We start from the raw sequence: 13,792 nt of genomic DNA, 5'->3' as shown, positions 1-13,792 counted from the left end.
AAGAGCCGCCAATATCATCCTTTGAACACTTCATCTAGCAAATTATGCATTGACGCAAAGGCGCGTTTTGCAGTCTTGGCGTCGTACATCATCTTGCCCGCTACGTTAGCATGCGGGTCAGTAAACGAATGTACTGCGCCGCCGTAACTCAGCAATTGCCAATCCACGCCCGCCGCATTCATTTCTTCTTCAAACGCTGGGAGCTGTTCTTTCGCCACCAAGGGGTCAGAAGCGCCGTGCAAAACCAATACCGAGCCTTTGATGTTGTTAGCATCGGCCGGATTAGGCGTATCCAATGTCGCGTGGAACGTGACGGTGGCTTTCAGATCAGCACCGCTGCGCGCCAGCTCCAAGGAGCAGCAACCACCGAAGCAAAAACCAAAAGTTCCCAGCTTGTTGTTGTCGACTGGGGCATTCGCGTGCGATTTAAGTGCATCGAGAGCCGCCAACATACGCTTACGTACCAACGCCCGATCATTCTTCAACGGCATCATGGCAGCGCCTGCTTCATCGCCGTTCTGCGGACGTATTCCCTGTCCATAGAGATCAGCAAGTAGAACTACGTAACCTTGTTCGGCTACCGATTGCGCAATCTTCTCTGCACCTTCGCTGACGCCCATCCAGTTCGGAGCCATGACCAGGCCCGGACGTGAGGATGTATCACTGGAATCAAACGCCAGACGGCTTTCGTAGGATTGGCCGTCAACTTGGTAAACCACGGAATGAACGGTGACGTTACTCATTTGCAGCCCTCAAAAAAAACAATAAAAAAACCCGCCGAAGCGGGCTTTTCGCTGGTGTTTAAACCGACAACTCTACCAGTAACTTGTTTAGTCGACGAACATAAGCGGCGGGGTCCTTCAGGCTATCGCCTGCAGCCAATGCCGCTTGGTCGAACAAAATATGTGATAGGTCATCAAATCGCTCTTCACTTTGCTCAGCATCGAGCTTGGCAATCAGCGGGTGAGCGGGGTTGAATTCAAAGATCGGCTTGGAATCCGGAACCTTCTGACCGCTGGCTTCAAGGATCTGGCGCATTTGCAGGCCCAGATCTTGTTCGCCGATTGCCAGAATCGCCGGCGAGTCGGTCAAACGGTGGGAAACCCGCACTTCGCTGACAGCCTCGCCTAGCGCGGCTTTCAGACGCTCGATCAGACCTTCTTTATCCTTGGCGACTTCTTCTTGGGCTTTCTTGTCCTCTTCGGAGTCCAATTTGCCAAGATCCAAGTCACCACGCGCTACGTCGACAAACCCTTTGCCGTCGAAATCGCTGAGGTAGCTCATCAACCATTCGTCGATGCGGTCAGTCAACAGCAGCACTTCAATGCCTTTCTTGCGGAAGACTTCCAGATGCGGGCTGTTTTTAACCTGAGCGTAGGTTTCGCCGGTCAGGTAATAGATCTTGTCCTGACCTTCCTTGGCGCGGGCCAAGTACTCGGTCAGTGCGACGACTTGTTCGCCACCGTCTTCGTGGGTCGATGCGAAACGCAGCAAGCCAGCGATTTTTTCCTTGTTGGAGAAATCTTCTGCCGGGCCTTCCTTCATGACCTGGCCGAAGTTTTTCCAGAAGCCTTTGTATTGATCAGGCTCGTTTTTCGCCAGTTTTTCCAGCATGTCCAAGACACGCTTGGTCAGCGCCGATTTCATCGAATCGATGATCGGGTCTTTCTGCAGAATTTCCCGCGAGACGTTCAACGACAGGTCATTGGAATCGACCACGCCCTTGATGAAGCGCAGGTACAGCGGCAAGAACGACTCAGCTTGATCCATCACGAAAACGCGCTGCACGTACAATTTCAGACCGCGGGGTGCTTCACGCTGATAAAGATCGAACGGAGCACGGGCTGGCACATAGAGCAACGAGCTGTATTCCAGCTTGCCTTCAACCTTGTTATGGCTCCAGCTCAGCGGGTTTTCGAAGTCATGGGCTATGTGCTTGTAAAACTCCTGGTATTCCTCGTCCTTCACCTCGGTGCGAGGACGGGTCCAGAGCGCACTGGCGCGGTTAACGGTTTCCCACTCCACTTCAGGCGTGGCTTCACCTTCGGCAGCGGCCTGTTCTTTTGGCAGCTCAATGGGCAACGCGATGTGGTCAGAATATTTCTTGATGATGTTGCGCAGACGGTAACCGTCGGCGAATTCATCTTCAGCGCTTTTCAGGTGCAAAACGATGCGCGTACCACGATCAGCCTTTTCGACGGTAGCGATTTCAAATTCGCCCTCGCCTTTTGAAGACCAATGCACGCCTTCGCTTGCAGGAATGCCAGCACGACGGCTGAACACTTCAACCTTGTCGGCAACAATGAACGCCGAGTAGAAGCCAACACCAAACTGGCCGATAAGGTGTGAATCTTTTTTCTGGTCACCAGACAGATTCTTCATGAAGTCCGCAGTGCCCGACTTGGCGATGGTGCCCAAGTGAGTAATCGCGTCTTCACGGCTCATGCCGATGCCGTTGTCTTCGAGGGTGACGGTTTTCGCGTCTTTGTCGAAGCTCACACGGATTTTTAACTCAGCACCGCCTTCGAGCAGGTCCGGTTTGGACAAGGCCTCGAAGCGTAATTTATCAACGGCGTCAGAGGCGTTCGAGATCAATTCGCGAAGGAAAATTTCCTTGTTGGAATACAGCGAATGGATCATGAGGTGCAGCAGCTGCTTCACCTCGGTCTGGAAGCCCAGGGTTTCCTTTTGAGTTTCCACACTCATGGTCATCAAACTCCAATCAGATGGCAAAAGCCGCGTACACAGCGGCGGGATGTCATCAAGGTGGGGGCTGGGTATCAGATTTCAAGAGCTTGAGTTGTTTGATCTACGATTCTTCAATTTTGAAATGAGCCCGCGCAGTGGCAATCGGTTCGGTAGAAAGAGTTTGCCAGGCAGTAACAGCAACGTTTGCAACCCGCCGCCCTTGACGCCAAACCTGACATTGCGCGTAAGTATCGCGAAAATATCCGGCGCGAAGGTAGTCAACCGAAAAATCGATGATTTTCGGCACCGCTCCCGAATCAGTAGCGATCAGTAAGTGCATGGCCGCGGCAAGCTCCATGAAGCCCGCGATGACACCGCCGTGAATGGCCGGCAACAGCGGGTTACCAATGTTGTCGCCGTTAGCGGGCAGACGAAAAATCAAAACGCCGCCCCGCCGGGTGCATTCGATACCGATCAGGCGGGCGTAGGGAATCATTTCGAATAAGGATTCATAGCTATTGTGCTGATGAGCCAAACGAACTTGCGCCTTAAAATCGATGGTCATAGCGCTAAGCCCTCTGTGGATCGCTTAACTGGATGGCGCCATTGACGCTTTTGCCCATGCGCATAAAGGTTCCGACTACATGGGCAATGGGGCGTTGGGGGTCGTCCTGATAGGCAAATCCACGGGTGAAAATTACATCACTGGTAACTCGATAACACTGGGCGAATCCGTAAACGTCTTTGTGCGGTTGCGCCGAATGCATGTAGTCGATGCGCAGGTCGAGGGTTGGACAGACTTCAAACTTGGGCAATACGCAAAGGATGGCTATTGCGCAGGTACTGTCCATCAGCGACGTTAACGCACCGCCGTGAATGGCTCCCGTTTCGGGGTTTCCGACGATTTGTTCACTGTAGGGAAGGATTAGGGTCATACCGTCGGCGTTCGCGGTATGGACGCGCATTCCCAGTACCTGACAATGCCTAAGCACCGAAACAAATTGCACTGCAATGTCGAAAATCGAATTTTCGCTCATCAGTTAAACTCTTGTTTTTGGTATGCCCAGCATAGCCGCAGCGCAAAGCGGTTGACACAGCAACTCATAGATATCTATAGGGATGTTGAACTTAACTCACTGAGTCACGCTCGAAAGGCCATTAGATATGTTCAATAAGGAGAAACAACCCATGCGTAAATCTTTATTCGTTGTCCTGATGCTCTCTGCCACCCTTGGTTTGGCCGCTTGCGATAAATCCAGCGAGAACAAACAACAAGAGGCCAATAAAGCCGCTCAGCAGTCTCAAGATTCGATGAGCAAAGCCCAAGATAAAGTCAACGATGCCGCCAAAGAGAGTCAAATGGCCGCTCAGAAAAATGCCGAAGCCGCCCAAGAGCGCGCTAAAGAAGCCAACTCCCAAACTCCGGCTCCCACTACCACTAAATAAATCAGTCGTTCTTAACATCTTAAAGCCCGCCATGTGCGGGCTTTATTCGTTAGGCTAGCGCAGGGCGCTTTCCCAGTAGACGGTCGAACGCAACTGCGCCTATCAATGTGATCATCGTCGGCACTAGCCATGCCAGCCCTTGGTCACTCAACGGCAAATGGATCAATTGGCTAGGTAGTCCATCGCTAAGCCCGGCACCTTTTAGGGCATCAATAATGCCAAACACAAGCGACACCAACATCACCGGTGCCACAATCAGACGCTGCGAATACCAGAAATTTTTACAAAAGCTCAGCCCCACAAGCACGATGCAAGGCGGGTAGATCGCAGTCAGTACCGGAATTGAAAACTGAATCAACTTGGTCAGGCCCAAGTTTGATACTAACAACGAAAATACTGCCAGCATGAGCACGAGGTTTTTATAAGACAACGGTAATATTGCGCTGAAGTATTCGGCACATGCGCAGGTCAGACCGACTGCGGTGACCAAACACGCCAGTGAAATCAGCACCGCAAGGAAGCCGCTGCCCAATGAGCCAAAGGTGTGTTGCACGTAGGCGTGAAGCACCACCGCGCCATTGCCCGCCCCCGCAGCAATGACGTGACTGCCGGAGCCCAGACGAAACAAGCTTATGTAGACCAGTGCCAGCCCTACCCCGGCAATCAGACCGGCAATAATGGCGTAGCGAGTGATCAACTGTGGCGAAGTGACCCCGCGCGAGCGAATGGCATTGACGATGACAATGCCAAATACCAGGGCGCCCAAGGTGTCCATGGTCAGGTAACCGTTGATGAAGCCCTGAGAAAACGGGGCGACCACATACGCGGGCTCTGCAATACCCACATCTCCCGCCGGCAAAGCAAAGGCCGCAATACCCAACATTGCCAGTGCAAAAATTTTCATCGGCGCCAGAAAACGACCCACCGTGTCGAGCAGCCGACCGGGATACAGCGATACCCAGAACACCAAGATGAAATACACCAGACTGTACAGAAACAACGCCAACGGACCGTCCCCGGTCAGCGGTGCAAAACCGACTTCGAACGACACACTGGCAGTGCGCGGCGTGGCAAAAAGTGGGCCTACAGCCAAATAGCAGACTGCCGCGAGAATACCGCCGGCAACTTTACCGATTGGGCTGCTCAAAGCATCCATAGCGCCGCCGACTTTAGCCAGCGCAACGACGGTAATAACCGGAAGACCTACTGCCGTGATCAAAAAACCTACCGCTGCCTGCCATACGTGCGGTCCGGCCTGAAGTCCGACCATAGGCGGGAAGATAATATTGCCGGCCCCGACAAACAGGGCGAACGTCATAAAGCCGAGTGCCAGGATGTCCTGACCTTTCAACACTTTCATTACGGAGAACACCACATTGCTGAATCGGGGCGACGCAAAACGGCGGCTAGCCTAACGAATTAGGCTACTAAGCGCACTATTAAGGTGCGTAAAGTCCCATTAACGACAGATAGTGTCGTATTTTGGATATTCCGCAAAAATTAATTGAATGAAGGAAAAGCAGACACACTGAAATTAGGCGCGGTGTTTCTGCGATTATCGCCAACACGTTAAACCTTACAGAGGACCGGCAGTCTGTGGGGTTAAAACCCAGACGCACAAAGGCCACCCGAAGGTGGCCTTTGTTGGTTGTTGCGTCAGGTAAGCAAAAGCTTACTTCACAGCCCAACCAGTCAGCTCAGCCAAGGCCTTGCCGATATCTGCCAGAGAACGCACGGTTTTCACGCCAGCGTCTTCCAGTGCAGCGAATTTCTCGTCTGCAGTACCTTTGCCGCCGGAGATGATTGCGCCAGCATGGCCCATGCGCTTGCCCGCAGGGGCAGTCACACCAGCGATGTAGGAAACAACCGGCTTTGTCACGTGCGCCTTGATATAGGCAGCCGCTTCTTCTTCAGCCGAACCGCCGATCTCACCGATCATAACGATCGCTTCAGTCTTAGGGTCTTCCTGGAACAGTTTCAGGATGTCGATGAAGTTCGAGCCTGGGATCGGGTCACCGCCGATACCTACACAGGTCGACTGACCGAAACCGGCGTCAGTCGTCTGCTTGACTGCTTCGTAAGTCAGGGTGCCGGAACGCGACACGATACCGACCTTGCCTGGCAAGTGGATGTGACCAGGCATGATACCGATCTTGCATTCGCCCGGAGTGATCACGCCTGGGCAGTTAGGCCCAATCAGAATCACGCCCAGTTCGTCACACTTGACCTTGGCATCCAGCATGTCCAGTGTAGGAATGCCTTCGGTGATGCACACGATCAGCTTGATGCCGCCGAACGCCGCTTCAAGGATCGAGTCCTTGCAGAAAGGAGCTGGAACGTAGATAACGCTGGCGGTAGCGCCAGTTTGCTCTACAGCTTCTTTCACGGTGTTGAACACTGGCAGACCCAAGTGCTCGGTGCCGCCTTTGCCCGGAGTTACGCCACCCACCATCTTGGTGCCGTATTCGATCGCTTGCTGGGTGTGGAAGCTACCTTGCGAACCGGTAATACCCTGGCAGATAACTTTGGTGTCTTTATTGATCAGGACGCTCATTATTTGCCCTCCGCAGCTTTGACAACTTGTTGAGCAGCGTCGGTCAGGCTGGTAGCAGCGATGATGTTCAAGCCGCTTTCTGCCAGTACTTTAGCGCCCAGTTCAGCGTTGTTACCTTCAAGGCGAACAACAACCGGGATTTTCACGCCAACTTCTTTCACTGCACCGATGATGCCTTCAGCAATCATGTCGCAACGAACAATGCCGCCGAAGATGTTAACCAATACTGCAGCGACGTTAGTGTCGGACAGAATGATTTTGAATGCTTCAGTAACGCGTTCTTTGGTAGCACCGCCGCCCACGTCGAGGAAGTTGGCTGGTTTGCCGCCATGCAGATTGACGATGTCCATGGTACCCATGGCCAAGCCAGCACCGTTGACCATGCAACCGATGTTGCCTTCCAGCGCCACGTAGTTCAGTTCGAACTTGGCAGCGTGCGCTTCGCGCGGATCATCTTGCGACGGATCGTGGAAAGTTTTCAGCTTAGGCTGACGGTACATTGCGTTAGCGTCGATGTTCAGCTTGGCATCAAGGCAGTGCAGATCGCCGTCAGCTTTGATGACCAACGGGTTCACTTCCAGCAAAGCCAGATCGTGATCCTTGAACAGTTTTGCAAGGCCAACGAAGATCTTCGCGAACTGAGTGACTTGCTTGCCTTCCAGACCCAACTGGAAAGCCAATTCGCGACCCTGGAATGGCTGAGCGCCAACCAATGGATCGATCGTGGCTTTGAGAATTTTCTCAGGCGTGTCGTGAGCGATTTTCTCGATGTCCACGCCACCTTCGGTGGAAGCCATGAACACAATACGACGGCTCGAACGATCCACTACAGCGCCGAGGTACAGCTCTTTAGCGATGTCGGTGCAGGATTCAACCAGGATCTTGGTGACTGGCTGACCATTGGCATCGGTTTGGTAAGTCACAAGACGCTTGCCCAACCACTGTTGAGCGAAAGCTGCGGCGTCTTCTTTGCTGCGAACCAGCTTTACGCCGCCCGCTTTACCGCGACCACCGGCGTGAACCTGGGCTTTGACGACCCATTCGGTACCGCCAATTTTATCGCAAGCTTCTGCTGCAGCTTCCGGGGTGTCTACTGCGTAGCCTTTTGATACTGGCAGGCCGTATTCAGCGAACAGCTGCTTACCCTGATACTCGTGGAGATTCATGCTTATTACCGTCTTCGTTAGTACTGCGCATTCGGTGCTGCACTTATAAAAGTGACGCACCACCTGTGACTGACTCCAGGTGACCTCAGGAATGTGCCGAACGTGAGAGTTCTGTACGTTCCTGAATTCGCCTCGGAGGTCTGGTCCGGCGGACATTCCGCGGTGAATCTTGCTCGCAAGACCCACGACGGGCGGCCCGCCGTGGTTTCGTTTTAACGTTTTTTCTTGTTCTGGATATGGATGGCGTGGCCATTCACAGCCAATGCGGCTTCATGCAAAGCTTCGGACAGCGTCGGGTGAGAGAAAACCATCATCCCGATATCTTCGGCACTGGTGCCAAATTCCATGCCGATTGCGCCTTGCTGCACAAGCTCTGCAGCGCCTGGACCAATGACGTGAACGCCTAAAACGCGGTCAGTCTTGGCATCAGCGATAACTTTGACGAAACCACCGGTGTCGTTGGCAGCCATGGCACGGCCACTGGCAGCGAACGGGAAGACGCCGACATTAACTTCAACGCCTTCAGCCTTCAAGGTCTGCTCGGTTTTACCGACCCATGCGATTTCAGGGTGAGTGTAGATAACCGACGGAACCAGGTCGTAGTTCATCTGGGTTTTGTGACCCTTGATGCGTTCGACAACCATGATGCCCTCTTCCGAGGCTTTGTGCGCCAGCATCAGACCACGAACCACGTCACCAATGGCGTAAACACCCGGAACGCTGGTTTCACACTGATCATTGACGAAGATGAAACCACGTTCGTCAAGGTTCACGCCACTGTCGGAAGCCAACAGTTCGGTGGTCACCGGACGACGGCCCACGGAAACGATCAAACGGTCAAACGTGATGGTTTGCTCGCCGGTCGAATCAGTGTAGGTCACAACGACTTCTTCGCCGTTGACCTTGGAACCGGTCACCCGTGCGCCGAGCTTGATGTCCAGGCCCTGCTTGGTGAACGTTTTCAGCGCCTCTTTGGAAACGGCTTCATCAGCGGCTGGAATGAATTTTTCCAGTGCTTCAAGAACCGTAACCTGTGCGCCAAGACGCGCCCAAACCGAACCCAACTCCAGGCCAATCACGCCAGCGCCGATCACGCCGAGGCGCTTTGGAACCTGCTGGAATTCAAGCGCGCCAGTGGAATCAACGATCACGTTGTTATCAACCGGAGCCGGTGGAATGTCGATCGGACGTGAGCCAGAGGCCAGAATCACGTGGTCCGCTTCGATCACTTCAACCGTACCATCAGGCTTGGTCAATTCAACTTTCTTACCGGCCAGCAACTTGCCATGGCCTTGCAGGGAAGTTACACCATTGGCTTTAAACAGGCTGGCTACGCCGCCTGTCAGGCCCTTAACGATGGTAGCTTTGCGGCCGATCATTGCAGCAACATCCATGGTCACTTCAGACGTCGAAATACCGTGAATTTTGAAGCCGTTTTTGGCTTCGTAGAACTTCCAGGAGCTGTCCAGCAGTGCCTTGGATGGAATGCAGCCAACGTTCAGGCAGGTACCGCCGAGGGCTAACTTGCCCTCCTTGTCCTGATACTTCTCGATGCAAGCCGTCTTAAGACCAAGTTGCGCAGCCTTGATAGCAGCAACATAGCCGCCAGGGCCCGCGCCAATCACTACTACGTCAAATTTCTGGGACATAAAAAAGAGTTCCTCTTTAGCTGCAAGCTTCAAGCTACAAGCCGCAAGCCGATCTGTGATGTATTACAGACAAGCATGCAGCCTGTTCATTTAAATATTTCCGTCAGCTAACGCACTATCGTCAAGCTCTTTTACTAGCCGCTTGACGCTAACCGCTTTAGCTACCCCGTCAGATATCCAACAACAGACGTGCCGGGTCTTCCAGCAAGTCCTTGATGGTAACCAGGAAGGTCACTGCTTCTTTGCCATCGATCAAGCGGTGATCGTACGAAAGTGCCAGATACATCATTGGCAGTATTACGACTTCACCTTTGACCGCCATTGGACGTTCCTGGATTTTGTGCATGCCCAGGATAGCCGCTTGTGGCGGATTGACGATTGGCGTCGACAACAGCGAACCGAAGGTACCACCGTTGGAGATGGTGAAGGAACCGCCGGTCATGTCATCCATGGTCAGCTTGCCGTCTTTGGCTTTTTTGCCGAAAGCAGCAATGCCGCCTTCGATTTCAGCCAGGCTCATCAGCTCAGCGTTACGCAGAACCGGAACCACCAAACCGCGATCACTCGACACGGCAACGCCGACGTCTGAATAGCCGTGGTAGACGATATCGGTACCGTCAATGGAAGCATTGACCGCCGGATAGCGTTTCAGCGCCTCGGTGGCCGCTTTTACGAAGAACGACATGAAGCCAAGACGTACACCGTTATGCGACTTCTCGAATAGATCCTTGTACTTCGAACGTAGCTCCATGATCGGCTTCATGTTGACTTCGTTAAACGTGGTCAGCATTGCCATGTTCGACTGAGCTTCAACTAGGCGCTCTGCAACCTTGGCACGCAGACGCGTCATCGGAACACGTTTTTCAACGCGATCACCAGCCGCGAAAACAGGCGCGGCCGCAGCCGCTTTAACTGGTGCAGGAGCAGCGGCTGGCGCGGATTTCTTAGCGTCTACAGCAGCAACGACGTCTTCCTTTGTAACGCGACCGTCTTTACCGGTACCTTTGACGCTGGCCAGATTGATGCCATTTTCTTCAGCCAGCTTGCGCGCGGCCGGTGCTGCGATTGCATCTTCGTCACCAGCGCCAGGTGCTGTTGCAGGAGCAGAAGCAGCCTGGGTCGGAGTGGCAGCAGCAGGCGCCGACGTAACAGCAGCCCCAACAGCTTCCAATGTACCTAGTAGTTCATCGGACAGAACGGTGTCGCCTTCGTTTTTAACGATTGAGCCCATGACGCCGTCAGCGGTAGCCAGAACTTCAAGCACCACCTTGTCGGTTTCGATGTCGACGACCAGATCGTCACGCTTGACGGCGTCCCCAGGCTTTTTATGCCAGGTAGCAACGGTACCGTCGGCAACCGATTCCGGGAAAGTGGGGGCTTTGATTTCGATAGCCATTATCTGTGGTTCCTTAAATTCGGTTTCTGATGCACGAAGGCGTTAAACGGTGAATGCATCTTTGAGCAGTTTTGCCTGCTGTTCGGCATGCATCGAGGCATAACCACAAGCCGGAGCCGCAGAGGCGTCACGACCAGCGTACTCAAGGACCAATGCCTTGTTGTGACCACTGATGATGCGACGCATGTGATGCTGGCTGCCGTACCAGGCGCCCTGGTTCATCGGCTCTTCCTGACACCAGACGATGTGCTTAAGGTTTTTGTACGGACCCAGGACTTCGATCAAGTCGTCTTCCGGGAACGGGTACAGCTGCTCAAGACGTACTATGGCGATGTCATCACGACCTTCGGCACGGCGTTTTTCCAGCAGGTCGTAGTAAACCTTGCCGCTACACAGTACGACGCGACCTACATTGGCCGGGTCCTGCGCATCCACTTCTGGAATAACGGTCTGGAACGAGCCTTCGGCCAGATCTTCCAGCGTCGAAACTGCCAACTTATGGCGCAGCAGCGACTTCGGCGTCAGCACGATCAGCGGCTTGCGCAGCGGACGGATGACTTGACGACGCAACAGGTGGTAGATCTGAGCCGGCGTGGTTGGTACGCAAACCTGAATGTTGTGCTCGGCACACAATTGCAGGTAACGCTCCAGACGCGCAGACGAGTGCTCTGGACCCTGGCCTTCATAACCGTGAGGCAGCAACATGGTCAGACCGCACAGACGGCCCCACTTGTGCTCACCGCTGGTGATGAACTGGTCAATAACTACTTGAGCACCGTTGGCAAAATCACCGAACTGAGCTTCCCAGATGACCAACGCATTAGGCTCGGTAGTCGAGTAACCGTACTCAAACGCCAATACCGCTTCTTCCGACAGCAAGGAATCGTACAGGTCGAAACGCGGCTGACCTTTGTACAGATTCTGCAATGGGATGTAAGTAGCACCGTCTTTCTGGTTATGCAGCGCTGCGTGGCGGTGCGAGAAAGTACCGCGACCTACGTCCTGCCCAGTGATTCGAACGGGGTGACCTTCGAATGCCAAAGTCGCGTACGCCATGGTTTCAGCGTAACCCCAGTTGATCGGCAAGCCACCGGCCTGCATCTTCTGACGGTCTTCGTAGATCTTCGATACCTGACGCTGAACCACGAAGCCTTCTGGCAGCTCCATCATTTTTGCAGACAGTTCTTGCAAGGTCTTCAAGTCGAAACGGGTGTCGTGACGAGCGGTCCAGGCATGACCCAAATACGGACGCCAATCGACGAACAACTCTTTATTCGGCTCTTTGACCAGGCTTTTCACCACGTGCAGACCGGCGTCCAGCGCGTTGCGATAGTCGTCGATTTTTGCTTGTACACGGGCGTCATCGACGACACCGGCCTTGGTCAGGCTTTCGGCGTACAGCTCACGCGTAGTCCGCTGTTTGGCGATCTGCTGGTACATCAACGGCTGAGTGCCACTTGGCTCGTCCGCTTCGTTGTGACCGCGACGGCGATAGCAGACAAGATCAATCACAATGTCACGCTTGAACTGCATGCGGTAATCGATGGCCAACTGTGTCACGAACACGACAGCTTCAGGATCATCGCCATTTACATGGAGAATCGGTGCCTGGATCATCTTGGCAACGTCGGTCGCATACTCCGTGGAGCGCGCGTCTTCCGGGTTGCTGATGGTGAAACCAACCTGGTTGTTGATGACGATGTGGATTGTGCCGCCCGTCTTGAAGCCGCGAGTCTGCGACATCTGGAAGGTTTCCAAGACCACGCCTTGACCTGCAAACGCAGCGTCACCGTGGATGGATATAGGCAGAACCTTGTCACCGGTCGGATCGTTACGACGATCCTGACGAGCACGAACCGACCCTTCTACCACCGGAGAAACGATCTCCAGGTGAGATGGGTTGAACGCCATCGCAAGGTGAACTTCGCCGCCCGCGGTCATCACGTTGGACGAAAACCCCTGGTGGTACTTGACGTCACCGGAACCGAGTTCAACCTTCTTTTTGCCCTCGAACTCGTCGAACAAGTCGCGTGGGTTCTTGCCAAAGGTGTTGACCAGGACGTTCAGGCGACCACGGTGGGCCATGCCGATCACGATTTCCTTGGTGCCATATGAACCCGAACGCTGGATCAATTCATCGAGCATTGGAATCAGGCTTTCGCCGCCTTCCAGACCGAATCGCTTGGTGCCCGGGTACTTAGTGCCCAGGTATTTTTCCAGGCCTTCGGCTGCCGTTACGCGCTCAAGCAGGTGGCTTTGGATGTCAGCGGAAAACACCGGACGTCCGCGCACGCTTTCGAGGCGCTGCATGAACCAGTTACGCTGCTCGGAATCGACGATGTGCGTAAACTCGGAACCGATGGTGCGGCAATATGTCTGCTGCAAGGCATCGAGAATTTCGCGTAGGCTCGCCTCCTCTTTGCCGATGTACAAATCACCGGCGCGGAAAGTGGTATCAAGATCAGCGTTGGTCAAACCGTAATGATTGATCGACAGGTCAGCGGGCGCTGGACGTTGCCACAAACCCAACGGATCGAGCTGAGCGCCTTGATGGCCCCGCATCCGATACGCCTGGATAAGCCGCAACACTTCAACCTGCTTTTTCTCGTGTTCGCTGCTCACGCTGCCGGCAGATACCGGTTGGGCGCGGCGCTGGTTTTTAGCCAGCAACACGAAGTGATCGCGAATCGTCGAGTGCGATACATCGGTGGCAGTGCTGCCGTCAGCGGGCAACTTCTGAAAGTAGGTGCGCCATTCTTCTGGCACAGCGTTAGGGTCGTGCAGGTAGAGCTCGTAGAGCTCTTCCACATAGGCAGCGTTACCACCGGAAAGGTGGGCACTGTTCCACATGCGCTGCATCACGCTTTCTTGCATGCTTGGTCACCCTCGGTAA

At 54.0% G+C, this 13,792-nt stretch carries 11 protein-coding genes; 1 reads left to right on the top strand and 10 read right to left on the bottom strand.

Translation table 11 applies throughout. The annotated features are described in order from the left end of the window. Positions 1-14: 14 nt before the first annotated feature. From QN378_RS05120 to QN378_RS05105, 4 genes are all read right to left on the bottom strand, one after another. The gene (locus QN378_RS05120) at positions 15-743 is read right to left on the bottom strand and encodes a dienelactone hydrolase family protein (protein WP_322202986.1); all 729 of its coding nucleotides are present in this window, start codon (positions 741-743) and stop codon (positions 15-17) included. A gap of 58 nt (positions 744-801) precedes the next feature. Continuing rightward, on the bottom strand, positions 802-2,706 hold the full coding sequence (gene htpG, locus QN378_RS05115) for a molecular chaperone HtpG (RefSeq protein WP_322202985.1): 1,905 nt from the start codon (positions 2,704-2,706) through the stop codon (positions 802-804). A 103-nt stretch (positions 2,707-2,809) separates the two neighbouring features. Further along, positions 2,810-3,253, bottom strand: a complete 444-nt coding sequence (locus QN378_RS05110; RefSeq protein WP_322202984.1) for a PaaI family thioesterase — start codon at positions 3,251-3,253, stop codon at positions 2,810-2,812. A gap of 4 nt (positions 3,254-3,257) precedes the next feature. Further along, positions 3,258-3,725, bottom strand: a complete 468-nt coding sequence (locus tag QN378_RS05105) for a PaaI family thioesterase (protein ID WP_322202983.1) — start codon at positions 3,723-3,725, stop codon at positions 3,258-3,260. A 151-nt stretch (positions 3,726-3,876) separates the two neighbouring features. Between QN378_RS05105 and QN378_RS05100 the strand changes: the two genes are divergently transcribed. Further along, complete coding sequence (locus QN378_RS05100) at positions 3,877-4,134, top strand: hypothetical protein (protein ID WP_322202982.1); 258 nt, start codon at positions 3,877-3,879, stop codon at positions 4,132-4,134. A 49-nt stretch (positions 4,135-4,183) separates the two neighbouring features. Here QN378_RS05100 and brnQ read toward each other — a convergent pair whose 3' ends face one another. From brnQ to QN378_RS05070, 6 genes are all read right to left on the bottom strand, one after another. Next, positions 4,184-5,494, bottom strand: coding sequence for a branched-chain amino acid transport system II carrier protein (gene brnQ / locus QN378_RS05095; protein ID WP_322202980.1), 1,311 nt, complete (start codon positions 5,492-5,494; stop codon positions 4,184-4,186). Positions 5,495-5,806: 312 nt separating this feature from the next. Further along, positions 5,807-6,688, bottom strand: coding sequence for a succinate--CoA ligase subunit alpha (gene sucD / locus QN378_RS05090; protein ID WP_322202978.1), 882 nt, complete (start codon positions 6,686-6,688; stop codon positions 5,807-5,809). Then, positions 6,688-7,854: an ADP-forming succinate--CoA ligase subunit beta gene (gene sucC, locus QN378_RS05085; protein ID WP_297837759.1), complete on the bottom strand. Its 1,167-nt coding sequence runs from the start codon at positions 7,852-7,854 to the stop codon at positions 6,688-6,690. The genes sucD and sucC overlap by 1 nt, the downstream gene beginning before the upstream one ends. A gap of 212 nt (positions 7,855-8,066) precedes the next feature. Beyond that, complete coding sequence (gene lpdA / locus QN378_RS05080; protein ID WP_323546420.1) at positions 8,067-9,503, bottom strand: dihydrolipoyl dehydrogenase; 1,437 nt, start codon at positions 9,501-9,503, stop codon at positions 8,067-8,069. A gap of 169 nt (positions 9,504-9,672) precedes the next feature. After that, positions 9,673-10,899 carry a 2-oxoglutarate dehydrogenase complex dihydrolipoyllysine-residue succinyltransferase gene (gene odhB, locus QN378_RS05075; RefSeq protein ID WP_323546423.1) on the bottom strand — a complete coding sequence of 409 codons (1,227 nt, stop codon included), beginning with the start codon at positions 10,897-10,899 and terminating at the stop codon, positions 9,673-9,675. 42 nt (positions 10,900-10,941) lie between these two features. After that, positions 10,942-13,773 carry a 2-oxoglutarate dehydrogenase E1 component gene (locus QN378_RS05070; protein WP_322202974.1) on the bottom strand — a complete coding sequence of 944 codons (2,832 nt, stop codon included), beginning with the start codon at positions 13,771-13,773 and terminating at the stop codon, positions 10,942-10,944. Between the last annotated feature and the right edge of the window lie 19 nt (positions 13,774-13,792).

Source organism: Pseudomonas sp. 10S5, assembly GCF_035019745.1.
Classification (GTDB): domain Bacteria; phylum Pseudomonadota; class Gammaproteobacteria; order Pseudomonadales; family Pseudomonadaceae; genus Aquipseudomonas.
Note: the sequence above shows the minus strand (reverse complement) of the source record. Positions and strands in the feature narration are given on the sequence as shown.

Excerpts from the sequence above, each read along its gene's own strand:
- QN378_RS05120 (WP_322202986.1), bottom strand. The coding sequence starts at position 743 with ATGAGTAACGTCACCGTTCATTCCGTGGTTTACCAAGTTGACGGCCAA.
- htpG (WP_322202985.1), bottom strand. The coding sequence starts at position 2,706 with ATGAGTGTGGAAACTCAAAAGGAAACCCTGGGCTTCCAGACCGAGGTG.
- QN378_RS05110 (WP_322202984.1), bottom strand. The coding sequence starts at position 3,253 with ATGACCATCGATTTTAAGGCGCAAGTTCGTTTGGCTCATCAGCACAAT.
- QN378_RS05105 (WP_322202983.1), bottom strand. The coding sequence starts at position 3,725 with ATGAGCGAAAATTCGATTTTCGACATTGCAGTGCAATTTGTTTCGGTG.
- QN378_RS05100 (WP_322202982.1), top strand. The coding sequence starts at position 3,877 with ATGCGTAAATCTTTATTCGTTGTCCTGATGCTCTCTGCCACCCTTGGT.
- brnQ (WP_322202980.1), bottom strand. The coding sequence starts at position 5,494 with ATGAAAGTGTTGAAAGGTCAGGACATCCTGGCACTCGGCTTTATGACG.
- sucD (WP_322202978.1), bottom strand. The coding sequence starts at position 6,688 with ATGAGCGTCCTGATCAATAAAGACACCAAAGTTATCTGCCAGGGTATT.
- sucC (WP_297837759.1), bottom strand. The coding sequence starts at position 7,854 with ATGAATCTCCACGAGTATCAGGGTAAGCAGCTGTTCGCTGAATACGGC.
- lpdA (WP_323546420.1), bottom strand. The coding sequence starts at position 9,503 with ATGTCCCAGAAATTTGACGTAGTAGTGATTGGCGCGGGCCCTGGCGGC.
- odhB (WP_323546423.1), bottom strand. The coding sequence starts at position 10,899 with ATGGCTATCGAAATCAAAGCCCCCACTTTCCCGGAATCGGTTGCCGAC.
- QN378_RS05070 (WP_322202974.1), bottom strand. The coding sequence starts at position 13,773 with ATGCAAGAAAGCGTGATGCAGCGCATGTGGAACAGTGCCCACCTTTCC.